Here is a 24225-nt window from a genome sequence, read left to right as displayed (position 1 = left end):
GATGCCGGCGTTTTTCATTTCCGGCACCACGCAGCGCCGTGTCGGACTGAACGCCCATCCCGGGCTGAAGCCCGGGCCACGATGCGGCGCTCCGAGCCACAAATGAAAACGCCGGCCCAGGGGCCGGCGTTTTCCATGGCGTTGCAGCTCAGCGGTTGCGGGTCAGCAGCGCCGGCTTCTCGCCACGGGGGCGGTTGCTGCTGGAGAGTTGGTCCAGCTGTTCCGCAGTGGGGAAGCGATCACCCTTGGATTCCTTGTGGATGATCTTCGGCTGCGGCTTGCGCGGCTCCTGGACGGCGGGTTCTTCACGGGTGCGGGAGCTGCGTTGCTCGTCGCGACGACCCTGGCCACCACCGGTACCACGGCCTTGGCCCTGGCCATTGCGGCGCTGGCCGTTGCCGGCGCCCTGGCCGGAACCACCGCCGCCGCTGCGGGCCTTGCCCTGGCCTGCGCCCTGGCTGCGCGCACCGGCGCCCTGGCCCTGGCTTCTGCCCGGGGTCTGGCCTTGACCCTGGCCCTGCCCTTGGCCGCCACGGCGGTTGCGGCTCTGGGTCTTGTCCGGGTAGGGGCTGACGTAGTCGGCGCGGTTGCCGAAGTTGTCCACGTCGTCGTCGAGGAACTCTTCCGGGTCGCGATCACGCGTGGGCTGTGGCGGGCGTGCCGGACGCGCCTGCTGTGGCTGGCTGTTGTTGCCGGCGGCCGGTTGGGCGTTCTCGCCTTCCTTGCCTTTGCCCTTGCCACGGCGGTTGCGGCTCTTGCGCGGCTTGCCTTCGCCGTCGGCAGCGGGCGGGGTGGCCCCTTCGCGCTTCGGACGGTCGGCACGCGGCTGGCGCGCCGGTTGCGGCGGGCGCACGTCGGGGCGTTCGGCTTCCACGGTGGAGGCGTCGAAGCCCTGCATGTCGCCATCGGGAATGCGCTGCTTGGTCAGGCGCTCGATGCCCTTGAGCAGCTTCTCTTCGTCGGGGGCGACCAGGGAGATGGCTTCGCCGCTACGGCCTGCACGACCGGTGCGGCCGATGCGGTGAACGTAGTCTTCCTCGACGTTGGGCAGCTCGTAGTTGACCACGTGGGGCAACTGGTCGATGTCCAGGCCGCGGGCGGCGATGTCGGTGGCCACCAGGATGCGCACGTTGTTGGCCTTGAAGTCGGCCAGGGCCTTGGTGCGCGCGTTCTGGCTCTTGTTGCCGTGGATCGCGGCAGCCGGCAGGCCATGCTTGTCGAGGTACTCGGCCAGGCGGTTGGCACCGTGCTTGGTACGGGTGAACACCAGCACCTGTTCCCAGGCGCCGACGGTGACCAGGTGGGCCAGCAACGCGCGCTTGTGGTTGGCCGGGAGGCGGAACACCCGCTGCTCGATGCGCTCGACCGTGGTGTTCGGCGGCGTCACTTCGATGCGCTCGGGGTTGTGCAGGAGCTTGCCGGCGAGGTCGGTGATGTCCTTGGAGAAGGTCGCCGAGAACAGCAGGTTCTGGCGCTTGGCCGGGAGGCGCGCGAGGACCTTCTTCACATCGTGGATGAAGCCCATGTCGAGCATGCGGTCGGCTTCGTCCAGCACGAGGATTTCCACGTGGGAGAGGTCGATGCTGCCCTGGCCCACGAGGTCCAGCAGGCGCCCGGGGCAGGCGACGAGAACGTCGACGCCCTTGGCTACGGCCTGGACCTGCGGGTTCATGCCGACACCGCCGAAGATGCAGGCGCTGGCCAGCGGCAGGTCGCGTGCATAGACCTTGAAGCTGTCGTGCACCTGGGCGGCGAGTTCGCGCGTCGGGGTCAGGACCAGTACGCGGGCCTGGCGCGGGCCATGGCGGTGCGACTTGTCCGGGTGGCCGTTGGGGAAGAGGCGCTCGAGAACCGGAAGGGCGAAGCCGCCGGTCTTGCCAGTGCCAGTCTGTGCCGCAACCATCAGGTCGCGACCTTGCAACACGGCGGGGATGGCCCGCTGTTGCACCGGAGTGGGCTGGTTGTAGCCGGCTGCTTCCACAGCACCGACTAAAGCCTCGGAGAGACCGAGGGAGGCAAAGGACATGGGAGATCCTGTCTAGTTAGGGCTTGGCCCGGGGGAGTGTCTGCCTGGCTAGAAAATCGCAGCGGGGAGGCGCGATTCCCGTCCGGTCCTGCTGGCCTGGGGGGCCAACATCCGGGCGTATGCCTGGCGGGAGCCGGGAGTATAACAGAGCATTTCCGGCGTGCAGCCTATCGACTGCTCAACGGCGTTCGCGCCGCGACGGCCCGACCGGGTGCGAGGTAGCGGGCCTGCAGCGCGGCGTAGCCCGGCTCCTGCTTGAAACGGCGCAATTCCTCGGCGAAGCGCCGGGCCAGTTCCTGCAGTTCCGGTGCCTGGCGGAAGGCGATGTAGAGGGCGTCCTCACCCACGGGCAGGGGATGGTGGGCGATCTGCCGCGACAGCCCCAGCCGTTCGGCGAGGTAGAGCCCGGCGCGGCGGTCGTTGACCACCAGGTCGACGCGGTCGCGCACCAGTTTGCCGAAGTTGGCCTCATGGCTGGGCGCGGGCTCGCGGATGAACAGCGGCGAGGTGCGGAAGGCCGTATCGCCATACCAGTAGCCGGGTGAGACCCCGACCTTCAGGCCCTGGAGATCCTCCAGGCCGGTGAAGGGGTAGGGCCGCGAGCGGTCGTAGAAGAGCACGAACTCGGTATGCGACAGCGGCTCTTCGGCGAAATGCATGCGCGTGCGGCGTTCGGCGGTCATGAAGATGTCCAGGATCGCGTCGGCCTGGCCGTTCTCCATCTCGGTAAGGCAGCGCTTCCAGGGCATGAACTGCCACTGCACCTGCACGCCCAGGCGGCGGAATACCTCCTCGGCGGCGCCGTGGTCCAGGCCACGTGCCTGGCCGTCCTCCTCGAACACATAGGGCGCCCAGGGATCCGTGACGATGCGCAGCGGCCCCGCCTGGGCAAGGGGGCCGAGGCAGGCGATCAGCAGCAGGGCGAGGAGGCGACGGAATGCTGGCATAAGGCCAGAATACGCGGCGCCCTCCAGGCTGGGAAGTGAGCGTAGCGGCTCCTCGATGGCTCAGCGATTGAGCAGGAACACCACGTAGCCGCGGAACCAGGGGCTGTCTTCCAGGTGGTCCGGGGCCTCCCATTCGCCGCCCTGGACCAGGCCGATGCGGAAGGGCAGATGCAGCCTGGCGACGCGGGGCAGGTAGCGGGCGTTGTCGGGGATGCTGTGGCGGCCCTGGTAGGTCTGCACCACCACCTCGTCGAGCACCTTGCCCAGGCGGTTGAGCACCGCCGGGTCGCCGTTGCTGCCCCAGTCGAGCAGCCCGGTGATGCCGAGGCGGTACTGGCGGGGCAGGCGCTGGCGCAGCTGCTCGAGGAAATCGGCGTAGCCGTCCAGGTGCAGGGTGCGGGCGTCGAAGTCGATCTGCACGCCGACCACCGGGTTGCCCGCACGGCGCCAGCGTTCGAGCTGGGCGAGGAGGGTGGCGTAGACGGGCTCGGTCCAGCGCAGGGTATGGGCGCGGTACACCACCCAGACCTGGCCCCGCGACAGGCGCGGCACCGCCATGCCCTGGGCGATGAAGCGCGCCTGCGGGTCGCCACTCTGGCGCGGCCCGTCGATCTGGCCCTGGAGGATGTAGAGCGTGCGCGCCTCGGCCAGTACCGCCTGGGAACGCACGCCGCTCCAGACCCAGAAGGCGTCGTAGTCGGCGGCATCCACCCGCTCCCCGGCGAAGCCGGGAAGGCTCGCCAGGGCCAGCAGCAGGGCCAGCGCCCTGGCGATCACGCGTCGCTTACCAGTAGTACTTGAGCTTCTGCGCCCAGGGGTTGCCCGGGTAGTTCTTCTTCAGGTCCTGGAACCACTGCTTGCGCTGGGACTTGGCGATGTCCTGGCCGTCGCAGGTGTTGTAGCCGGCGGGGGCGAAGCAGTTCACCGCGCGAAATAGCGCATAGGCCATTTCGTCGGCGCTGGCGTGGGGGTCGTCGATGGTCCGCTGGTAGCCGGCAAGGCGCGACCAGGGCGAGCCGGGGAAGTCGGTGGTCGAGCCGCCCAGCTCGTCTTTCGGCGGCTGGTCGTTGAGGCTGAAACCGTCCAGGCCGTTGGTGCGGATGAAATCGCCCAGGCAGTTGAGTGCCAGGCCGTCGCCGTCGTTCTCCTGCAGCCGCTCGGCGACCTTGGCCAGCGATGGACAGGCGTACTCGCCGGCACCGGACTGGCCGGCCCAGGCGAAGCGGCCGAGGGCCCAGGTGGCACCTTCCTCTACCTTGGGCGCCGGGCTCGGCAGCAGGGCGAGGTCTTGCTGGAAGTGGGCGTAGTCGCCGAACACCAGCTCCTTGTAGAGCAGGGTGAACAGGGCGGTGTCACGCTCGGTGGCAGGCGCGGCGCCGTCCTTGGCCTGCTGGCGCAGCAGGTCGGCGGAGGCGAGGTTGCGCAGGACGATCTCGCGGATCGGCGCGGTGCGGATCGGTGAGTCGGCGGCGAAGATCTCGGCCACCTTGCCATTGCGCGAGAGGTTCAGTGCCAGGGCCAGTTCGAGCTGGCCACGCTGCAGCGCGGAAGGCTGGCGGGACAGCAGCTGCAGCCAGAGCTCGCGTGCCGCGTCGGGTTTGCCGGTCGCTTCCAGTGCCAGGCCGCGCAGGGTTTCCTGGCTGAACACCAGCAGGCTCATGGGCGCCTGGGTGTCGCCGGCGGGCAGGGCCGCCAGGGCCTTGGCGGCATCGCCGCCGCGGTAGAAGTGCCAGGCGGCGACGAGGTAGTCGTGCAGGCCGGGTTGGCTGGCGAAGCGCTGCTTCTGCGCCTGCAACTGCTCCAGGCTGATGCTCGGGCTGAGCTCGCTGCCGGGCTTGCGCAGGCGGATCAGGTCCATCACCGCGAGCAGGGTCGGGTCCTGCACGTCCTCGGGCTTGAGCGCCGGCAGCAGCTTGACGTCGAGCTCCTCGATCAGCGCGCGGCCGCTCATGTTGCGCTGGGCGCTGTCCTCGTCCTGGGCGAACTGCCAGGCGTACTCGGCGGCGAACTTGCGCGGGTCGTCCAGCAGCCAGTAGACCTTGCGCAGCAGGCCGCGCGCGGAGGCGTGGTAGAGCCCTTCGGGGTAGGCCTGCAGGTAGGCCCTGAGGCCGGACTCGGCGCTGGCCATGGCGTTGCGGTCGATCCTGGCCAGGTCGGGGATGCCGTACTCGTCGAAGGCGTCCTGCTGGGCCTGGTTCAGCGCGACGCGCGCCTGCATGTACAGGGCGGTTTCCCTGAGCCAGGGCTGCTCGCTGCTGGCGAGGCTGGTGAACTGCTGGCGGGCGCCGGCGAAGTCGCCCCGGTAGAACGCGTCGGCACCGGCCAGGTAGGTGGCGAAGGCCTGGGCGACGGGGGAGGTGAGCAGGGTCGCGGCGGGCAGCACCTCGTCGGGTTGCGGGTCGCCCTCGCCGCAGACGGTGAGCAGGTTGACGCGGCTGTCGGCCAGCGCCTTGCGCTCGCCGGCCGAAAGTGCCTCGGTGCCGGCCAGTTGGTCGACGAAGGCATGGGCGCTGTCGAAGTCGTTGCTGCGGCAGCGATTGCCTTCGCCTTCGGCGAAGTAGTGCTCGGCCAGGTCGGTATCACCCAGTTCGACCCCCAACTGCTCGAGCGCCAGGGACAGGTTTTCCTTGCGCGGGTCTTCCTGTTCGGTCTCGGTGCTCTCGGTGTCGTTCTCCTGGCCTTCGCTGGCCTTTTCACGCTCGGCCGCCTCGGCCACGGCCGGGTCGAGCATTTCCAGGGTGAAGGGCACCTGGGCGTAGCCATCCTCGTAGCCGCTGGTGGACTTCAGCGTCTCCGGCAGGCGCAGGCGGCCGGCGTCGGCCAGCAGCAGTTGCAGGTTGGCGCGGCTGTCGTTGCCGGGGCTGAGGAAGGGCAGGTTGCTGCACCCCTGCAACTGGTCGCCGGCGATGGCCCAGGTAGGGCTGCAGACGAAGTCGAAGCTGGCGAAGGCGCCGGGGCTGGCGCAGCCGATCAGGAGGGCGAGCGGGGCAAGGCGGAGGGTGGTCTTCATGGTCTCTTCCTTGAGTGAAGGAGCCGGCGCATCCTGCCGCCGGCCCTTCGCCTCAACGTGGCAGTTTGAGGTTGTTCCAGATGGCCAGGCTGGGTTCGGCCTGGTTCAGGGTGTAGAAGTGCAGCCCTGGTGCGCCACCCTGGAGCAGGCGCTCGCACATCTCGCTGACCACCTGTTCGCCGAAGGCCTGGATGCTCTCCAGGTCGTCGCCGTAGGCTTCCAGCTGCTTGCGGACCCAGCGCGGGATCTCGGCGCCGCAGGCATCGGAGAAGCGGGCCAGCTTGCTGTAGTTGGTGATGGGCATGATGCCCGGGACGATCGGCAGGTCCACGCCCAGCTTGCGTACGCGGTCGACGAAGTAGAAGTAGCAGTCGGCGCTGAAGAAGTACTGGGTGATGGCGCTGTCGGCACCGGCTTTAGCCTTGCGGGCGAAGTTGGCCAGGTCGTCTTCGAAGTTGCGTGCCTGGGGGTGCACTTCCGGGTAGGCGGCGACTTCGATGTGGAAATGGTCGCCCGTTTCGGCGCGGATGAACTCGACCAGTTCGTTGGCGTGGCGCAGCTCGCCGCTGGCCATGCCCATGCCCGAGGGCAGGTCGCCACGCAGCGCGACGATGCGCTTGATGCCGGCGGCCTTGTACTGCTCAAGCAGGCTGCGCAGGTCGGCCTTGCTGTCGCCGACGCAGGAGAGGTGCGGCGCGGTCGGCACCTTCACGTCGCCATCGAGCTGCAGCACGGTGTTGAGGGTACGGTCGCGGGTCGAGCCACCGGCACCGTAGGTGCAGGAGAAGAAGTCCGGCTTGTAGGAGGCCAGCTGACGCGCAGTGTTCAGCAGTTTTTCATGCCCGGCTTCGGTCTTGGTGGGGAAGAACTCGAAGCTGTAGCGGCGTTCTTGAGACATGGAGAGTTCCAAGCTTGAAGCCGTAAGCTCGAAGCCGGAAGTGGGAGCACCTGCGTGCTTGGCTTCCAGCTTCCAGCTTCTGGCTTTATTGGTTAGTAGCGATAGCTGTCCGGCTTGAACGGGCCGGAGGCGTCGACGCCGATGTAGTCGGCCTGCTGCTTGGTCAGCTGGGTGACGACGCCACCGAAGCCCTTGACCATTTCCAGCGCCACTTCCTCGTCCAGTTTCTTCGGCAGGACTTCCACGGTCAGGCGCTCGGCTTTCTTCTCGGCGGAGAGGTCGGCGAACTTCTGCTCGAACAGGAAGATCTGCGCCAGCACCTGGTTGGCGAAGGAGCCGTCCATGATGCGGCTCGGGTGGCCGGTGGCGTTGCCCAGGTTCACCAGGCGGCCTTCGGCCAGCAGGATCAGGTAGTCGTCGTTGGCCGGGTCGAAGGAACCGGCGCCGGTGCGGTGGACCTTGTGCACCTGCGGCTTGACCTCTTCCCACGCCCAGTTCTTGCGCATGAAGGCGGTGTCGATCTCGTTGTCGAAGTGACCGATGTTGCACACCACGGCACGCTTCTTCAGCGCCTTGAGCATGCCGGCGTCGCAGACGTTGACGTTGCCGGTGGTGGTGACGATCAGGTCGATCTTGCCCAGCAGGGCGGCGTCGACGCTGGCTTCGGTGCCGTCATTGATGCCGTCCTTGTAGGGGGAGACCAGCTCGAAGCCGTCCATGCAGGCCTGCATGGCGCAGATCGGGTCGATCTCGGAGACCTTCACGATCATGCCTTCCTGGCGCAGGGACTGGGCGGAGCCCTTGCCCACGTCGCCGTAACCGATCACCAGGGCCTGCTTGCCGGACAGCAGGTGGTCGGTGCCGCGCTTGATGGCGTCGTTCAGGCTGTGGCGGCAGCCGTACTTGTTGTCGTTCTTGCTCTTGGTGACCGCGTCGTTGACGTTGATCGCCGGGACTTTCAGGGTGCCGGCCTTGAGCATGTCGAGCAGGCGGTGCACACCGGTGGTGGTTTCTTCGGTGACGCCGTGGATGCGCTCGAGCATCTGCGGGTACTTCTTGTGCAGGATCTCGGTCAGGTCACCGCCGTCGTCCAGCACCATGTTGGCGTCCCAGGGCTGGCCGTCCTTGAGGATGGTCTGCTCGATGCACCACTCGTACTCCTGCTCGGTCTCGCCCTTCCAGGCGAACACCGGGATGCCGGCGGCGGCGATGGCGGCAGCGGCCTGGTCCTGGGTGGAGAAGATGTTGCAGGACGACCAGCGCACTTCGGCGCCCAGGGCGGTCAGCGTCTCGATCAGCACGCCGGTCTGGATGGTCATGTGGATGCAGCCGAGGATCTTCGCGCCCTTGAGCGGTTGGCTGGCCGCGTACTTGCGACGCAGGCCCATCAGGGCGGGCATTTCGGACTCGGCGATGATCAGCTCGCGACGGCCCCAGGCGGCCAGGGAAATGTCGGCGACCTTGTAGTCGTTGAAATCGGCAGGCGTGATGACAGCGCTCATGCGTACTCTCCATTCGTTGTGTGCGAATGGGCGCCGTTGATGCGTTTGGATAACGCCCCATCCGAGCCTGACAGACCCCTTGGAGAACAGGCCTGCTGCAGCGCCCCTCGGACAGGTGGCGGGCGCGGCCGATGGCCGCGTGAAGCCGGGGGATTATAGCTGCGCGAGGCGATCTGCCCAAGGTTTTCCGTCGTCCGGCGAACGAACTATCAGGGCGATCGATTTCGTTGCCGGGACAGCGCGTCGGGCCTCTGCCATGATCCCCGGCGTCATCGACGCAAGGAGAAGGACGCATGAATTTCCATACGCGCAAATGGGTCAAGCCCGAGGACCTCAACCCCAACGGCACCCTCTTCGGCGGCAGCCTGCTGAAGTGGATCGACGAGGAGGCGGCGATCTACGCCATCATCCAGCTCGGCAGCCAGCGCGTGGTGACCAAGATGATGTCGGAGATCAACTTCCTCAGCTCGGCCCGCCAGAGCGACATCATCGAACTGGGCATCACCGCCACCGAGTTCGGCCGCACCTCCATGACCATGCGTTGCGAGGTGCGCAACAAGATCACCCGCAAGAGCATCCTCACCATCGACCGCATGGTCTTCGTCAACCTGGGCGAGGACGGCAAGCCCGCCCCCCACGGCAAGACGGAAATCACCTACATCCGCGACCAGTTCAAGGATTGACGGCTACCAGCGGCCGGAGGCACCGCCACCGCCGCTGGAACCACCGCCACCACTGAAGCCGCCGCCGGAGCTGCCGGACGAGCTGCCCGAGCTGCTGTCCGACGAGCTGCCGGAGGAGCCCGAGCCGCTGCCGAACTGCCAGGTCGACAGCGGCGCGATGATGAAGATGAACGCGAACAGGCCGATGAAGCCCGCCGTGAGGGTGAAGAACAGCAGCAGGTCGGTGGGCGTGAGGGTGACCAGGCAATATGCCAGGGTCGCCACCGTCACCAGGCCGACGCAGGCGAAGTAGCGCTGCCCGCTGTGCTGCCGCGCCCAGGGCCTGGGAATGCGTTTGACCAGGGCCGGTGCGATGAAGAACTGGGCGAAGAACAGAATCAGGCTGAACAGGTTGATGCTGTCCGCCTGGCGGTTGCCGCCAACCGGTTCCGGCAGCGCCTCGCCGCGCACCAGGGCCGATAGGGCATCGGTGCCAGCCTGGATGCCGCCAAAGAAATCGCCCTCGCGGAAGGCCGGGGTGATGCGCTCGCGGATGATGCGCGAGGCCAGCACGTCGGACACCGCGCCCTCCAGCCCGTAACCCACCTCGATGCGCAGCGCGCGGTCGTCCTTGGCCACCAGCAGCAGGATGCCGTCGTCCACGCCCTTGCGCCCCAGCTTCCACTGCTCGAACACGCGGATGGCATAGGCCTCGATGCTTTCCTCGCCGGTGCTGGGGATGATCAGCACCGCGAGCTGGGCACCTTTCTCCTTCTCCAGGGCAGCGAGCTGGTGTTCGAGGGCGGCACTCTGGCCGGCGTCCAGGGTGGCGGTGAGGTCGGTGACCCGCTGCGTGAGGGCCGGCACCGGCTGCGCGGCGCCGGCGCCGAGGCTGACCAGCACCAGCAGCAGGCTGAACAGTGAGGCGCGCATGGTCAGCCCTCGCGATGCGGCGTGGCGAAGTCGACCTTGGGTGCGACCGAGACCTCCGCCTCGTTGGCGACGCTGAAGTTGGCCTTGGGCTCGTAGCCGAACGCCATCGCGGTCAGGTTGCCGGGGAACTGGCGCACCAGCACGTTGTAGGCCTGCACGGCCTTGACGTAGCGCGAGCGCGCCACGGTGATGCGGTTCTCGGTGCCCTCCAGCTGCGCCAGCAGGTCCTGGAACAGCCCGTCGGCCTTCAGCTGCGGGTAGTTCTCGCTCACCGCGAGCAGGCGCGAGAGCGCGGAGCTGAGTTGGCCCTGGGCGTTCTGGAAGTTCTTCACCGCCTGCTCATCCGTGAGCTGGCCGGCTTCGAGGTGGACGCTGCCGACCCGCGCGCGGGCCTCGCTGACCTGGGCGAGCACGGCCTGTTCGTGGGTCGCGTAGCCCTGCACGGTGCTGACCAGGTTGGGGATCAGGTCGGCGCGGCGCTGGTACTGGTTGAGCACTTCGGCCCAGTCGGCCTTGACCTGCTCGTCGGCGCTCTGCATGGCGTTGTAGCCACAGCCGCTGAGCAGCAGCAGGGACATCAGGAGGATGGCGAATCGAGGCATGGGGGGTTTCTCGTCCGTGAAAAACACGCATTAGTACAGGCGATGCGCCCTGCGGACAATCGTGGCCATTGGCCGATGTGCCGATCGCCACGTTTTCCGCAGCCATGGACGCCGACCGTCGGAATCACCAGGCTCTACGCTCACCCTTCGTTCCTGGAGTCCACATGACCCTCGCCTACTGGTGCGTGCTGATCGCGCTGTTCCTGCCCTACCTGTCCACCGCCGCGGCGAAGTTCACCGGAGGCGATTTCGGCCCTCGGCAGAACCATGATCCGCGTACCTTCCTCGCCGGGCTCGAAGGCTGGCGCAAGCGTGCCCACAACGCCCAGCTCAATGCCTTCGAGGTCACCCCGGCGTTCGCCATCGCCGTCGTCATCGGTCATCTCGCCGGGGGCGCCGAGCAGGGAACGCTGGATGCCCTGGCCATCGCCTTCGTGGCCAGCCGCATCGCCTACTTCATCTGCTACCTGGCCGACTGGGCGGCGTTGCGCTCGCTGGTCTGGTTCGCCGGCATGGGGCTGATCGCCAGCTTCTTCTTCGTCGCCGCCTGATCGCTCGCGCCGGGGCTCAGCGTTGCAGCTGCGCCTCGGCGGCGTTCAATTCGCGACGAGCCTCGGCCAGCTTGGCCTCGCGCTTGGCGATCTTGCCGGCATCGCCCTTGGCCCGGGCTTCGCGGAGCTCGGCCTCGCGCTCGCGCACCTCGGCGCGGCGCTTCTCGACGGCGGCTTCGCGGTCCCGGCGCAGGCCGTCATCGGTGCAGTAGGTCCGGACGCGCGCCAGGGCCCTCTGCAGGCCGGCCACCTGGGCCTCGTTGCCATGGGCGCGCGCCTGTTCGATGCGGGCTTCGAGGGCCTGGCGCTTCGCCGCGCAGCCGGTGAGCGGCGCCTCGGCCGCGTGGGCGATGCCCGCCAGGGCCAGGCCGGCGGTTAGCAGGAATGCAGTGGAATGGCGCATGGATCTACCTCGCTTGGATGGTGTCGGTTGCCTGCATTGTGACCGCGGATGCGCCGTCCCACATGGCTGATCGGGCTTTCCATGATCTGCGACAAACTGTCGCCACCCTTGGTATTTGCCGGGCATCTATCGATACTGTGCGCCCCGCCCGTCGCAGTACCCCGTGATCCGCCATGAAAAGAACGACCGCCCTGACCCTGCTTTGCGCCTGCCTGACTCTCGCCGCCTGCGGTGGCGTCGACCCCAACTCGCCGCTGGGCAAGCGCCAGGCGATCTTCAAGCAGATGCTGCACACCAGCGAGGACCTCGGCGGCATGCTGCGTGGCCGCGTCGAGTTCAACGAGCAGAAGTTCGCCGAGAACGCGGTGAAGCTCGACCAGCTGTCCCATGAGCCCTGGCAGCACTTCCCCAAGGTGCGTGACGAAGGCGACAGCGACGCCCGTGACGACGTCTGGCAGCGGCAGGAGCGCTTCCAGAGCCTGGCCCGCGAACTGGAGGCCGCTACCGGCCAGCTGGCTGCCGCCACGACGAAGCGCCCCCTGGCCCCGGACGCCATGGCACCGCTGGTGCAGAAGGCCGAGGACGCCTGCGAGGCCTGCCACAAGGAATTCCGCGCCTACTGAGGCGCGCCCGCGAAGCCGTCCACCTGCGCTTCGGCCAGGCGCTCGCGCAGCGTCTGCACCTCGGGGTGTTCGAAGAACGCCCGCAATTGACGCGCCCGCTCGGCCCCCAGCCCCGGGGTCGCTCGCCAGTCCGCTTCGCTGCGTGCGGCCAGGACCTCCCAGCCGTCTTCCAGGTCGGCCTTGCCGCTGGGCGGCAGGCCGAGGGCCTTGAGCCAGCGGGCGAAGGGCTGGCGCCTGGCTTCGGCTGTCGCCTCCCTGAAGCGCCGGGCATTGCGTTGGGCGAAGCCCGGTAGCCTGGCCAACTCTTCTTCTTCCAGCTCCAGCCAGTCCAGCAGGCCGTCCATCCTGCCGGCCGCCAGCAGTCGCTCCCAGGTGCCGGGGCCGACGCCGCGCATCGCCAGGCCACCGCTCCCGGACAGCCACTCCAGGCGTGCACGGAACTGCGCCTCGCAGCCGGGCGTCGGGTGCCAGCAGCTCAGGGCGTGCAGGGCGGCCGGGTCCGGTACCTCCAGCTCCACGCGCTCGCCTGCTCGCAGCACCACCGACTCCAGGCGCGGGATGGTCAGACCGGCCAGGGCGATGGCGACCTGGTCGCCGGGGCGGATGTCCAGTTCGCGCCAGTGCTCCAGGGAACCCAGGCTGACCCGCTGGATGCGCCTGTCCTCCAGGGTCACGGGCGAGAGCAGCAGGCGCGGGGTGATGCGCCCGGTGCGACCGACGAGGAATTCCACCCGCCGCACCTCGGCCAGGGCCTGGGCGAAGGGATACTTCCAGGCGATGGCCCAGTGCGGCGGCCGTGCTTCCCAGTTGCGCGCGGCGGGCACCACGCCCTGGCGGACCACCACGCCGTCGCTGGCGAAAGGCAGGCCGCTGCGGTACCAGTGCTCGCGCCAGTGCGCCACCTGGTCGGCGCTTCGCACCGGCAGGGTATGGCGCTGGGTGTCGGCGAAGCCCAGGCGGGTCAGTCCGTCCAGGCGTTGCAGCATGCCGCCGGGGCCGCCCGGCCAGTCCCAGACGAACAGGCCGATGCCGCGTGCCTCCTCATCCCCCAGGCGTTGCCGGGCCATCAGCCCGGCGACCCTGCCCCGGGCGCCGCGTCCTCCGGCCTGCGCCTGCACGTGCCCGGGCAGCGACCAGTAGAGCTCGCCCTGCAGCACCAGGTCGCCCGGTTCGGCGAGGCGCTCGGGGATGGCCGGGATGCGCCGGGCGTTGGCCGTCCAGTCTTCGCCGCGCTCGCCATCGCCGCGGCTGATGGCTTGCTGCAGGCGGCCGCCACGGTAGACCAGGGTCACCGCCACGCCGTCCACCTTGGGCTGCACCCAGAGGTCGTCGCGGCCGCGCATCCAGGTGCGCAGCGCCTTGGCGTCCTCCAGCTTGTCGAGGCCGGTCTGGGCGACGGGGTGCGGGTGCTTGCCGCCCACCGTCGACAGGGGCTGCGTTTCCTGCGCCTCGGCCTGGGGGAAGCACTGGCGCAGTTCGGCGAAGCGCGAGCGCGCCTGGTCGTAGATCTCGTCGGGGACCGGCGAGAGGCGGTCGCGGTGGTAGCTGTGCTCCCAGCCCGACAGCCGTTCATGCAGGGCGTGCAGCTCGCGCTTGGCGTGGGCATCGCTCCAGGGTGGGCACGCGCCGGCGGCGAGGGCGAGGCCGGGCAGGCAAAGGGCCAGGGCGAGCAGGTGGGTAGACAGGGGGTTGGGCATGCGGGCCTCCATGCGAACGATCCGGGCTCCGTGCCCGGGGGACGCAGGAATACACCCTGTGCGGGGTCATCGCTGGCGCGAACCGCGGGACCCAGGGCGGGAGCTTGGCAGGTGGGAGGGCGGTGCGGCGCCAGGGTGGGCAGGTGGCTGGCGGGGGTGGGGGCGGCTGCCGTGTGCTGCCACGGCAAGGGGGGATGCGCCAATGGATGGATTCGACGGGCTGGCGCTGCGTGTGGGAAGGGGGTGTGCGGCGGCGTCCTACAGGAAGGGCCGACGCTCGTCGGCCCCCTCTGCTCAGCCCTTGTTGGCTTCGTCGAGCTTCTCGCAGCCTTCGGAAAGCTGCTTCTCGGCCTTGTCGGCCACCGAGCCGAGCAGGCTGGCGCCCAGGCCGTTCTGTTCCTTCTTGGCCTCGTCCAGCTTGGCCTGTGCTTCCGCGCTCTTTTCCTCGCAGCCCTTGTTGAGCTTGTCGCCCAGGGGGTTGCCCAGGTCGACGGCCTGCGCCTGGACGGCGAACAGGGCTGCGAAGAGGGCGGCGGGAAGAATGGAGGTGCTGCGCATGGGTATCTCCTTGGGCTCCAGCGCCAATGCTTGCTCGCCCCGGGCGCTCGAGTCATCCGTGAGGGAGGGGCGAGAGGGCGCGGATTCTAGCAGCGGCGCCCCTTTGCTGGGGCAGGGGAAAGCTCGACCGATTCACGAATGCGGCAAATGGCTATCGCGCCTCTGCCGGCGGGGATGAGGAGGCTGAAGGCCGCCCATGAAAAAGCCCGGCACAGGGCCGGGCTTCCTTGTGTCGCGAAGCCTTACAGGCCGGCGGCGGCACGCAGGGCGTCGACCTTGTCGGTCTTCTCCCAGGTGAAGGTGCTGAAGGTGTCGTTGCCGACGGTCTTCTGCTCCGGGGTACGGCCGAAGTGGCCGTAGGCCGCGGTGTCGCGGTACATCGGGTGGAGCAGGTCGAGCATCTTGGTGATCGCGTAGGGACGCAGGTCGAACACGTCGCGCACCAGCTTGATGATCTTCTCTTCGGCGATCTTGTGGGTGCCGAAGGTGTTGATCGAGATGGAGGTGGGCTCGGCCACGCCGATGGCGTAGGAGACCTGGATCTCGCAACGCTCGGCCAGGCCGGCGGCGACGATGTTCTTGGCCACGTAGCGGCCGGCGTAGGCAGCGGAGCGGTCGACCTTGGACGGGTCCTTGCCGGAGAAGGCGCCACCACCGTGACGGGCCATGCCGCCGTAGGAGTCGACGATGATCTTGCGGCCGGTCAGGCCGCAGTCGCCCACCGGGCCACCGATCACGAAGTTGCCGGTCGGGTTGATGTGGAACTGGGTGCCCTTGTGCAGCAGTTCGGCCGGCAGGGCGTGCTTGATGATCAGCTCCATCACCGCTTCGCGCAGGTCGGACAGCGAGACTTCCGGGTTGTGCTGGGTGGACAGCACCACGGCGTCGATACCGACGACCTTGCCATTCTCGTACTGGCAGGTGACCTGGGACTTGGCGTCCGGGCGCAGCCACGGCAGCAGGCCGGACTTGCGGGCCTCGGCCTGGCGCTCGACCAGGGCGTGGGAGAAGCGGATCGGTGCCGGCATCAGCACGTCGGTCTCGTTGCTGGCGTAGCCGAACATCAGGCCCTGGTCGCCGGCACCCTGGTCTTCCGGCTTGGCGCGGTCGACACCCTGGTTGATGTCGGGGGACTGCTTGCCAATGATGTTCATCACGCCGCAGGTGGCGCCGTCGAAGCCGACGTCGGAGCTGGTGTAGCCGATGTCGCAGATGACGTCGCGGACGATCTGCTCGAGGTCGACCCAGGCACTGGTGGTGACTTCACCGGCGACGATGGCGACACCGGTCTTGACCAGGGTTTCCACGGCCACGCGGGCGTGCTTGTCCTGCTCGATGATGGCGTCGAGGACGGCATCGGAGATCTGGTCGGCGATCTTGTCCGGATGGCCTTCGGACACGGACTCGGAGGTAAAGAGGGAGTATTCGCTCATCTAACGGTTCCTTTAATACCGGTGGGTGAGGTCGCTTCGCGAATCCGGCTTGGCGAAGTGCCGTACCTGAATCTGAAAGCCGTTTCTTAAACCAATGTAGAGGCTCTCGCCGGGCGCAAGCCCTGCTGCGGCGGCCCACTGGGCCAGGTCATCCTGTTCGAAGCCGAGCCAGAGATCGCCGCAGGCCTCCCTGGCCCAGCTCTGGTTGTGGCTGCACAACTCGGTGATCAGCAGGCTGCCTCCCGGAAGGAGGTGGTGGGCCAGCTGCTTCAGGGCCTCGGCCGGGGCGGCGAAATGGTGCAGGACCATGTTCAGCACCACGCAGTCGGCGGCCTCGTGTTCGTCATCCAGGGCGTCGGCGAGCTTGAGCTCGACGTTGCCCAATCCTTCGGCGGCGCAACGGCTGCGCGCCAGTTCCAGCATCGCCGGGCTGTTGTCCAGCGCGGTGACACGGGCAAAGCGCCGGGCCAGGTCGGGGAGGAAGCCCCCGTCGCCCGGACCCACTTCCAGGGCGCAGGCGCTGGCCGGCAGGTTCAGTGCGTCCAGCAGGGCCAGCACGCTGTCGCGGTACTGCGGCAGGCCGGCGATCAGGTCCTGCTGGGCCTGGAATTTCTCCGCCGAGCGGGCGAAGAACTCGCGGCTCACCGCCTCGCGCTGGGCATGCACTTCGGCGATCCGCGCCTGCACCTCCAGCGGCAGTTGCAGCGCATCGACCTCCTCCAGCAGCGCCCCGTGCAGGGTGCCGCCCAGGCGATCGCCCTGGGCGATGGCGCGGCGGTAGAAGATCGCGTTGCCTTCGCGGCGCGTGGCCACCAGCCCTGCCTGGGACAGCACCTTGAGGTGATGGCTCATGCCGGACTGGCCGATGGCGAAGATCTGCGCCAGCTCCAGCACCCCGAACGAATCGTTGGCCAGGGCACGCAGCACGTTCAGGCGCAGCGGGTCGCCCCCGGCCTTGCACAGTGCGGCCAGCTCGTCGCAGTCGTCGTGGCGGATCTGGGGTACGCGCAGGTTCATAGGTGGCGCAGTCTAGTCCCCGCTCCTGCGGCTCGCAACAGCAATATCAAAAAGTTTTGATATTGCCGATGGGTGGTTATTTTTTGTCCAGGATCGTCGCGAGGAAGGCGGCCGGCGCGGGGCTCAGGGTTCGCGTGGGGTGCCAGAGCAGGTGCAGTTCGCGCTCGATACGCAGGTCGTGCACATCGAGCGCCAGCAGGCGGCCGGCGGCGAGATCGTCCTCGATGACCCGCTGCGACAGCCAGGCGATGCCCTGGCCGTCGCGCACCAGGCGTTTCAGCGCCTCGGTGCTGGCGATGGCCATGCGCGGGCGTGCCTCCAGGCCCTGGCGGGCATAGGCCTGCTCGATGCTGGCGCGGGTGCCCGAACCCTCCTCGCGCAGGTACAGCGCCTGGTCGGCCAGCTCGGCCGCATGCAGGCGGCCACGGGCCGCCAGGGGGTGGCCGGGACCGCAGACGGGCAGCAGGCGGTCGCGCTCCAGGAGGCTGAAGGCATGGCTCGCGCGATCGAAGTCGCCTTCGACGAAGCCCAGGGCGATGCGTTCGTCGGCCAGTGCCTGGGTGATCTCGCGGGTGTTGCTCACCTGCAGGTCGACGCGGATCTCCGGGTGCCGGAGGTGGAAGCGGGCGATCAGGCCGGGCAACAGGTAGCTGCCCAGGGTGGCGCTGGCGCCCAGGCGCAGTTCGCCGTCGTCGAGGCCGGCGAAGCTGCGCAGGTCCGCCTCGGCCGCCTGTTCCAGGGCGAAGATGCGTTGCGCATAGCGGTGCAGGCGCACGCCGCCTTCGGTCAGGGTCACGCCGCGGGGCTGGCGGTCGAAGAGGGTGATCCCCAGGCGCGCCTCCAGCTCGCGCACTTCGCGGGTCACCGCCGGCTGGCTGATGTGCAGGCGCTCGGCGCCGGCGCTGATGCTGCCGCTCTCGGCGACGGCGAGGAACACCTTGAGGTGATGGAGATTCATAAATGAAAGGCATGCCGTGCATATCGAGGATGTATTTTTCGTATAGCACGCCCGGGTTTACCGTGCAGTCATCTTCTGCAACGGGTCCACCCGACCGGAGCCATCATGCCTCGTCCCCTTTCCCGACTCGTCGAACCGCGTGCGCTGGTTCGCCACTTCATTCCCGGCTGGTTCGCCGTGACCATGGGCACCGGCGTACTGGCGCTGGTGCTGGGCGCCCTGCCCTGGCAGGTGCCGGCCCTGAATCGCCTCGGCGAGGCGCTGTGGCTGTTCAATGCCCTGCTGTTCGCGGCCTGCGCAGTGCTGTTCGTGGCCCGCCTGCTGCTGCACCCGGATACCGTCGCGCCGATGCTGGCGCACCCGGTGCAGTCGATGTTCCTCGGCGCCATCCCCATGGGGCTGGCGACCCTGATCAACGGCCTGGTGCTCTATGGCGGTCCGCGCTGGGGGGAGGCCGCCCATGCCGTCGCCCACGGCCTTTGGTGGCTGGATGCGGCGCTGGCCCTGGGGGCGGCGCTGCTGGTGCCCTACCTGATGTTCACCCGCCAGGAGCACGCGCTGGAGAAGCTCACCGCCGTCTGGCTGCTGCCCATCGTCGCGCCCGAGGTGGCAGCCGCCAGTGCCGGCGTCATCGCTCCGCATCTGGAGGCCGCCGATGCGCGCCTGCTGCTGGTGATGGGCTACCTGCTATGGGGCCTGTCGATGGCCCTGGCCTTTTCCCTGATCACCCTGGTGCTGCTGCGCTTGGCGCTGCACAAGCTGCCGGATACCGATTTCGCCGCCACCAGCTGGCTGCCCCTGGGGCCGCTGGCCACCGGCTGCCTGGGGCTGCTGGCGCTGGGCCGCGCCGCACCCGCTGCGTTGGCCGGCTCGCCCTTGCAGGGCGTGGCCGAGCTGCTGCCGGCCATCGGCCTGGTGGGCGGCCTGGTGCTCTGGGGGGCGGGCCTCTGGTGGCTGGTCACGGCCTGCCTGTTCACCCGTCGCTATATCCGCCAGCGCATGGCCTTCAACCTGGGCTGGTGGGGCTTCACCTTCCCGCTCGGGGTGTTCGCCCTGGCCACCTTCGAGCTGCAACGGCAGACGGGCCTCGCGCTGTTCGCCGGCGTCGGCGCCCTGCTGGCGCTGCAACTGGCCACCGTCTGGGTCCTGGTGATGCGTCGCACCCTGGCCGGCATCTGGCATGGCGAGCTGTTCCGCGCGCCCTGCCTGTGCCCCCTCGCGGGCCCGGCGCGGGGCTGAAATCGGGCGACGGCGCATCTTCGACCATCTGTCATTGCCCGAAGCCTGCCCGCTGGGCGAAAATAGCCGCCTTTTTTCGTTCAGCGTCTTTTCAGACCCGCAGGAGATCAGCGATGCCCAGCCGTCGTGAGCGTGCCAATGCCATTCGTGCCCTCAGCATGGATGCGGTGCAGAAAGCCAACAGCGGCCACCCCGGCGCCCCGATGGGCATGGCCGATATCGCCGAAGTGCTGTGGCGGGACTACCTGCAGCACAACCCGAACAACCCGCAGTGGGCCGACCGCGACCGTTTCGTGCTGTCCAACGGCCACGGCTCGATGCTGATCTACTCGCTGCTGCACCTCACCGGCTACGACGTCACCGTCGATGACCTGAAGAACTTCCGCCAGCTGCACAGCCGCACCCCGGGCCACCCGGAATACGGCTACACCGCCGGCGTCGAGACCACCACCGGCCCGCTGGGCCAGGGCATCGCCAACGCCGTGGGCTTCGCCCTCGCCGAAAAGGTGCTGGGTGCGCAGTTCAACCGTGAAGGCCACGAGATCGTCGACCACTACACCTACGCCTTCCTGGGCGATGGCTGCATGATGGAAGGCATTTCCCACGAGGTCTGCTCCCTGGCCGGCACCCTGGGCCTGGGCAAGCTGATCGCCTTCTACGACGACAACGGCATCTCCATCGACGGCGAGGTCCATGGCTGGTTCACCGACGACACGCCGAAGCGCTTCGAAGCCTACGGCTGGCAGGTGATCCGCAATGTCGACGGCCATGACGCCGACGAGATCCGCACCGCCATCGAGACCGCGCGCAAGAGCGCGCAGCCGACCCTGATCTGCTGCAAGACCATCATCGGCTTCGGTTCGCCCAACAAGCAGGGCAAGGAAGAGTGCCACGGCGCTGCCCTGGGCAACGACGAGATCGCCCTGACCCGCGCCAACCTGGGCTGGAGCCACGCGCCCTTCGAGATCCCGGCCGACATCTACGCCGAGTGGAGCGCCAAGGAAGCCGGCGCCGCACGCGAGGCCGCCTGGAACGAGCGCTTTGCCGCCTACGCCGCCGCCCACCCCGAACTGGCCGCTGAATTCCAGCGTCGCATCAAGGGCGAGCTGCCGGCCGACTTCGCCGAGAAGGCCGCTGCCTACATCGCCGAAGTCGCCGCCAAGGGCGAGACCATCGCCAGCCGCAAGGCCAGCCAGAACGCGCTGAACGCCTTCGGCCCGCTGCTGCCCGAGTTCCTCGGCGGCTCCGCCGACCTGGCCGGCTCCAACCTGACCCTGTGGAAAGGCTGCAAGGGCGTCTCCGCCGAGGATGCCGCCGGCAACTACCTGTTCTACGGCGTCCGCGAGTTCGGCATGAGCGCCATCATGAACGGCGTCGCCCTGCACGGCGGTTTCATCCCCTACGGCGCGACCTTCCTGATCTTCATGGAATACGCCCGCAACGCCGTGCGCATGTCCGCCCTGATGAAGCAGCGCGTGCTCTATGTCTTCACCCACGACTCCATCGGCCTGGGCGAAGACGGCCCGACCCACCAGCCCATCGAGCAACTGGCCAGCCTGCGTTCGACCCCGAACCTGGACACCTGGCGCCCCGCCGACGCGGTGGAATCCGCCGTGGCCTGGAAGGCCGCCATCGAGCGCAATGACGGCCCGAGCGCGCTGATCTTCTCCCGCCAGAACCTGCCCCACCAGGCGCGCGATGCCGCCCAGCTGGCCAACATCGCCCGTGGCGGCTACGTGCTCAAGGATTGCGACGGCGAGCCCGAGCTGATCCTCATCGCCACCGGCTCCGAAGTCGGCCTGGCGGTACAGGCCTTCGACCAACTGAGCGCTGCCGGCCGCAAGGTGCGTGTCGTCTCCATGCCGTCCACCAGCCTGTTCGACCAGCAGGACGCCGCCTACAAGCAGTCCGTGCTGCCGCTGGAAGTCGGTGCGCGCATCGCCATCGAAGCCGCCCACGCCGACTACTGGTACAAGTACGTGGGCCTGGAAGGCCGCGTGATCGGCATGACCAGCTTCGGCGAATCCGCCCCGGCCCCGGCCCTGTTCGAGCACTTCGGCTTCACCGTCGAGAACATCGTCGCCACTGCTGAAGAACTGTTGGAGGACTGAGCCGGAAGCCGAGAGCCGGAAGCTGGAAGCTGGAGCGCCCCGTGCGCCCTTCTTCCGGCTTCAAGCTTCCGGCTTCGAGCTCTTCGCGATCAGATGCCCAGCACTCCCTTCCGCGTTGCCCTGAACGGCTACGGCCGTATCGGTCGTTGCGTCCTGCGTGCCCTGCATGAGCGTGGCGGGCGTGATGGCTTCGAGATCGTCGCCCTCAATGACCTGGCCGACCAGGCCAGCATCGAGTACCTGACGCGCTTCGACTCCACCCACGGCCGCTTCCCGGGTGACGTGAAGGTCGACGGCGATTGCCTGCACATCAACGGCGACTGCGTGAAGGTGCTGCGCAACCCGGCGCCCGAGGGCATCGACTGGACGGCGCTGGGCGTCGACCTGGTGCTCGAGTGCTCCGGCCAGTACACCAACCGCGCCCAGGCCGAGCGCTTCCTGCGGGCCGGCGCGCCACGCGTGCTGTTCTCCCAGCCGATGGCCAGCGAGGCGGACATCGACGCCACCATCGTCTACGGCGTCAACCAGGACAGCCTGGTCGGCACCGAGACCCTGGTTTCCAACGCCTCCTGCACCACCAACTGCGGCGTGCCCTTGCTGAAACTTCTCGACGAGTCCGTGGGTCTGGAATACGTCTCCATCACCACCATTCACTCCGCGATGAACGACCAGCCGGTAATCGACGCCTATCACCACGAGGACCTGCGCCGCACGCGCTCGGCCTTCCAGTCGGTGATCCCGGTCTCCACCGGCCTGGCAAGGGGCATCGAGCGGCTGCTGCCGGAGCTGGCCGGGCGCATCCAGGCCAAGGCCATCCGCGTGCCGACGGTGAACGTGTCCTGCCTGGACATCACCCTGCAGACCGCCCGCGACACCAGTGCCGCCGAGATCAACCGCGTGCTGCGCGAGGCCGCCGAAAGCGGCCCGCTCAAGGGCCTCCTGGCCTACACCGAGCTGCCCCACGCCAGCTGCGATTTCAACCACGACCCCCATTCCGCCATCGTCGACGGCAGCCAGACCCGTGTGTCCGGGCCGCGCCTGGTCAACCTGCTGGCCTGGTTCGACAACGAATGGGGCTTCGCCAACCGCATGCTCGACACCGCAGGCCACTACCTGCGGGTTTCCGCTGTTTCCACAACATCCAGCCCCGTGAAGGACTGACCCCATGACCGTGTTGAAAATGACCGACCTCGACCTCCAGGGTAAGCGCGTACTGATCCGCGAAGACCTCAACGTCCCGGTGAAGGACGGTGTCGTGAAGAGCGATGCGCGCATCCTCGCCTCCCTGCCGACCATCAAGCTGGCACTGGAGAAGGGCGCGGCGGTGATGGTCTGCTCGCACCTGGGTCGTCCCACCGAAGGCGAGTTCTCCGAGGAGAACAGCCTCAAGCCGGTCGCCGAGTACCTGGCCAAGGCCCTGGGCCGCGACGTGCCGCTGGTGGCCGACTACCTGGACGGCGTCGACGTCGCCCCCGGCCAGGTGGTGCTGTTCGAGAACGTGCGCTTCAACAAGGGCGAGAAGAAGAACGTCGACGAGCTGGCGCAGAAATACGCCGCCCTGTGCGACGTGTTCGTGATGGACGCCTTCGGCACCGCCCACCGCGCCGAGGGTTCGACCCACGGCGTGGCCAAGTTCGCCAAGGTCGCCGCTGCCGGCCCGCTGCTGGCCGCCGAACTGGACGCCCTGGGCAAGGCCCTGGGCAACCCGGCCCGCCCGATGGCCGCCATCGTCGCCGGCTCCAAGGTCTCCACCAAGCTCGACGTGCTCAATTCCCTGAGCCAGATCTGCGACCAGCTGATCGTCGGTGGCGGCATCGCCAACACCTTCCTCGCCGCTGCGGGCTACAAGGTCGGCAAGTCCCTGCACGAAGCCGACCTGCTGGATACCGCACGCGCCATCGCCGCCAAGGTCAGCGTGCCGCTGCCGGTTGACGTGGTGGTGGCCAAGGAATTCGCCGAGACCGCCGAGGCCACCGTCAAGCTCATCGGCGACGTGGCCGATGACGACATGATCCTCGACATCGGCCCGCAGACCGCCGCCCAGTTCGCCGAGCTGCTGAAGTCGTCGAAGACCATCCTCTGGAACGGCCCGGTCGGCGTCTTCGAGTTCGACCAGTTCGGCAACGGCACCCAGGTGCTGGCCCAGGCCATCGCCGAGAGCCCGGCCTTCTCCATCGCGGGCGGTGGCGACACCCTGGCGGCCATCGACAAGTACGGCGTCGGCGAGCGCATCTCCTATATTTCCACTGGCGGCGGCGCGTTCCTCGAGTTCGTCGAGGGCAAGGTCCTGCCGGCCGTGGACGTGCTGGAACAGCGCGCCAAGGCCTGAAATAGCGGCTAAACCATGGCGGTGGCCCGTGGTCCCTTGAACAGGACCCGAGAAAAGGAGTTGCCGCCATGCGTACCAACCTGATCCTGCTGTCGTTGTTCGCGATGCTCACCGGTTGTGCGGGAGGTTCTTCCCCCGCCACCTGCGAGGTGTTGAGCCCGCCCCAGGTCATCCTGCCGCAATCCCAGGACGACCAGCGCGTCGAGGCCCAGAGCAGCGGTGACCCCACCGTCAACGGCAGCCAGGAGCAGCACTGTCCATGACCCGTTGCGGGTGAACGGCCTTCTGGCCAAGGGAGTGAAAGGATGAAAGGCATGTTCGCCCTTGCGGCGCTGTTGGCGCTGGGCGGCTGTGCGGGTGTCCAGGCGCCTGCGGACGACGAGTGGACCCGCTGGGTCTGCGACAGCCAGGCCGAGGTGTTGTGGCGCTTCGTCGATGCCGACCGGGAGCAGGTGGACCTGCGCCTGGGCGGCGGCGATATCGTCTACCGCCTCAAGCAAGAACCTTCGGGGTCCGGCGCGCTCTATAGCGACAGCCGCCTGGCCTTCCACACCAAGGGTGACGAGGGACTGGTGTACTGGGTCGCCACCGATGACCTGATCGGTCGCGGCTGCAAGGCGCCCTGAACCGGCGCCGACGATTGCACCGGGCCGGCGTCATCGCCGGCCGGTTTTTACGGGAGGACGCTCGCCGTCCTCCATGGAACTTGAACCTGGCCTGCCCCTG

General features: G+C 68.2%; 23 protein-coding genes and 1 riboswitch. Of the genes, 9 read left to right on the top strand and 14 right to left on the bottom strand.

Translation table 11 applies throughout. From position 1 onward, the window contains the following. Nucleotides 1–148 precede the first annotated feature (148 nt). From ACYJSS_RS11280 to ahcY, 6 genes are all read right to left on the bottom strand, one after another. Nucleotides 149–2026: a DEAD/DEAH box helicase gene (locus ACYJSS_RS11280; protein ID WP_236205494.1), complete on the bottom strand. Its 1878-nt coding sequence runs from the start codon at nt 2024–2026 to the stop codon at nt 149–151. 167 nt (nt 2027–2193) lie between these two features. After that, nucleotides 2194–2973, bottom strand: a complete 780-nt coding sequence (locus tag ACYJSS_RS11275) for a substrate-binding periplasmic protein (RefSeq protein ID WP_111262577.1) — start codon at nt 2971–2973, stop codon at nt 2194–2196. 60 nt (nt 2974–3033) lie between these two features. Then, nucleotides 3034–3747, bottom strand: coding sequence for a DUF3142 domain-containing protein (locus ACYJSS_RS11270; protein ID WP_373875120.1), 714 nt, complete (start codon nt 3745–3747; stop codon nt 3034–3036). 10 nt (nt 3748–3757) lie between these two features. After that, on the bottom strand, nt 3758–5983 hold the full coding sequence (locus tag ACYJSS_RS11265) for a hypothetical protein (RefSeq protein WP_236205517.1): 2226 nt from the start codon (nt 5981–5983) through the stop codon (nt 3758–3760). 52 nt (nt 5984–6035) lie between these two features. After that, the gene (gene metF / locus ACYJSS_RS11260) at nt 6036–6881 is read right to left on the bottom strand and encodes a methylenetetrahydrofolate reductase [NAD(P)H] (protein WP_111262574.1); all 846 of its coding nucleotides are present in this window, start codon (nt 6879–6881) and stop codon (nt 6036–6038) included. Nucleotides 6882–6973: 92 nt separating this feature from the next. After that, nucleotides 6974–8383, bottom strand: coding sequence for an adenosylhomocysteinase (gene ahcY, locus ACYJSS_RS11255; RefSeq protein ID WP_111262573.1), 1410 nt, complete (start codon nt 8381–8383; stop codon nt 6974–6976). Nucleotides 8384–8404: 21 nt separating this feature from the next. Beyond that, nucleotides 8405–8498, bottom strand: a riboswitch (S-adenosyl-L-homocysteine riboswitch). A gap of 178 nt (nt 8499–8676) precedes the next feature. Here ahcY and ACYJSS_RS11250 point away from each other — a divergent pair. After that, entirely contained in the window at nt 8677–9066 is a 390-nt protein-coding gene (locus ACYJSS_RS11250; protein WP_111262572.1) for an acyl-CoA thioesterase, read from the top strand. Between the two features lie 3 nt (nt 9067–9069). Here ACYJSS_RS11250 and ACYJSS_RS11245 read toward each other — a convergent pair whose 3' ends face one another. Beyond that, nucleotides 9070–9978 (bottom strand): TPM domain-containing protein, encoded by a 909-nt coding sequence (locus tag ACYJSS_RS11245; RefSeq protein ID WP_111262571.1) that lies wholly within the window; start codon nt 9976–9978, stop codon nt 9070–9072. Nucleotides 9979–9980: 2 nt separating this feature from the next. Next, nucleotides 9981–10580 carry a LemA family protein gene (locus ACYJSS_RS11240; protein ID WP_111262570.1) on the bottom strand — a complete coding sequence of 200 codons (600 nt, stop codon included), beginning with the start codon at nt 10578–10580 and terminating at the stop codon, nt 9981–9983. Between the two features lie 164 nt (nt 10581–10744). On the opposite strand from ACYJSS_RS11240, the gene ACYJSS_RS11235 reads away from it, so the two are divergent. Beyond that, nucleotides 10745–11131: an MAPEG family protein gene (locus ACYJSS_RS11235; protein ID WP_236205493.1), complete on the top strand. Its 387-nt coding sequence runs from the start codon at nt 10745–10747 to the stop codon at nt 11129–11131. Between the two features lie 16 nt (nt 11132–11147). On the opposite strand, the gene ACYJSS_RS11230 is transcribed toward ACYJSS_RS11235, so the two are convergent. Then, nucleotides 11148–11534: a DUF1090 domain-containing protein gene (locus tag ACYJSS_RS11230; protein ID WP_111262568.1), complete on the bottom strand. Its 387-nt coding sequence runs from the start codon at nt 11532–11534 to the stop codon at nt 11148–11150. A 173-nt stretch (nt 11535–11707) separates the two neighbouring features. On the opposite strand from ACYJSS_RS11230, the gene ACYJSS_RS11225 reads away from it, so the two are divergent. After that, nucleotides 11708–12157, top strand: coding sequence for a c-type cytochrome (locus ACYJSS_RS11225; protein WP_111262567.1), 450 nt, complete (start codon nt 11708–11710; stop codon nt 12155–12157). Here ACYJSS_RS11225 and ligB read toward each other — a convergent pair. The 5 genes from ligB to ACYJSS_RS11200 all read right to left on the bottom strand — a co-directional run bounded on the left by ligB (nt 12151) and on the right by ACYJSS_RS11200 (nt 17820). Further along, nucleotides 12151–13854 carry an NAD-dependent DNA ligase LigB gene (ligB, locus tag ACYJSS_RS11220; protein ID WP_236205492.1) on the bottom strand — a complete coding sequence of 568 codons (1704 nt, stop codon included), beginning with the start codon at nt 13852–13854 and terminating at the stop codon, nt 12151–12153. The two genes, ACYJSS_RS11225 and ligB, sit on opposite strands and share 7 nt — an antisense overlap. Nucleotides 13855–14148: 294 nt before the next feature. Further along, a complete protein-coding gene (locus tag ACYJSS_RS11215) occupies nt 14149–14412 on the bottom strand; it encodes a hypothetical protein (RefSeq protein WP_111259657.1) in 264 nt (87 codons plus the stop codon). Nucleotides 14413–14654: 242 nt separating this feature from the next. After that, nucleotides 14655–15845 (bottom strand): methionine adenosyltransferase, encoded by a 1191-nt coding sequence (metK, locus tag ACYJSS_RS11210; RefSeq protein WP_111259656.1) that lies wholly within the window; start codon nt 15843–15845, stop codon nt 14655–14657. 12 nt (nt 15846–15857) lie between these two features. Further along, nucleotides 15858–16862, bottom strand: coding sequence for an ArsR/SmtB family transcription factor (locus ACYJSS_RS11205; protein WP_236205491.1), 1005 nt, complete (start codon nt 16860–16862; stop codon nt 15858–15860). A gap of 76 nt (nt 16863–16938) precedes the next feature. After that, entirely contained in the window at nt 16939–17820 is an 882-nt protein-coding gene (locus tag ACYJSS_RS11200; protein WP_236205490.1) for a LysR family transcriptional regulator, read from the bottom strand. Nucleotides 17821–17925: 105 nt separating this feature from the next. Here ACYJSS_RS11200 and ACYJSS_RS11195 point away from each other — a divergent pair, with 105 nt between their 5' ends. From ACYJSS_RS11195 to ACYJSS_RS11170, 6 genes are all read left to right on the top strand, one after another. Continuing rightward, the gene (locus ACYJSS_RS11195) at nt 17926–19059 is read left to right on the top strand and encodes a TDT family transporter (RefSeq protein ID WP_236205489.1); all 1134 of its coding nucleotides are present in this window, start codon (nt 17926–17928) and stop codon (nt 19057–19059) included. Nucleotides 19060–19172: 113 nt separating this feature from the next. Further along, the gene (gene tkt / locus ACYJSS_RS11190) at nt 19173–21170 is read left to right on the top strand and encodes a transketolase (RefSeq protein WP_236205488.1); all 1998 of its coding nucleotides are present in this window, start codon (nt 19173–19175) and stop codon (nt 21168–21170) included. A gap of 93 nt (nt 21171–21263) precedes the next feature. After that, nucleotides 21264–22331, top strand: a complete 1068-nt coding sequence (gene epd / locus ACYJSS_RS11185) for an erythrose-4-phosphate dehydrogenase (protein WP_111259651.1) — start codon at nt 21264–21266, stop codon at nt 22329–22331. A gap of 4 nt (nt 22332–22335) precedes the next feature. Beyond that, nucleotides 22336–23499 carry a phosphoglycerate kinase gene (locus ACYJSS_RS11180; RefSeq protein ID WP_236205487.1) on the top strand — a complete coding sequence of 388 codons (1164 nt, stop codon included), beginning with the start codon at nt 22336–22338 and terminating at the stop codon, nt 23497–23499. A gap of 68 nt (nt 23500–23567) precedes the next feature. Next, nucleotides 23568–23762 carry a hypothetical protein gene (locus ACYJSS_RS11175; RefSeq protein WP_111259649.1) on the top strand — a complete coding sequence of 65 codons (195 nt, stop codon included), beginning with the start codon at nt 23568–23570 and terminating at the stop codon, nt 23760–23762. Between the two features lie 42 nt (nt 23763–23804). Continuing rightward, complete coding sequence (locus ACYJSS_RS11170) at nt 23805–24125, top strand: MliC family protein (protein ID WP_111259648.1); 321 nt, start codon at nt 23805–23807, stop codon at nt 24123–24125. Nucleotides 24126–24225: the final 100 nt, after the last annotated feature.

It is taken from the genome of Pseudomonas sp. No.21, assembly GCF_054558415.1.
This window is presented reverse-complemented; position numbering and strand designations above follow the sequence as displayed.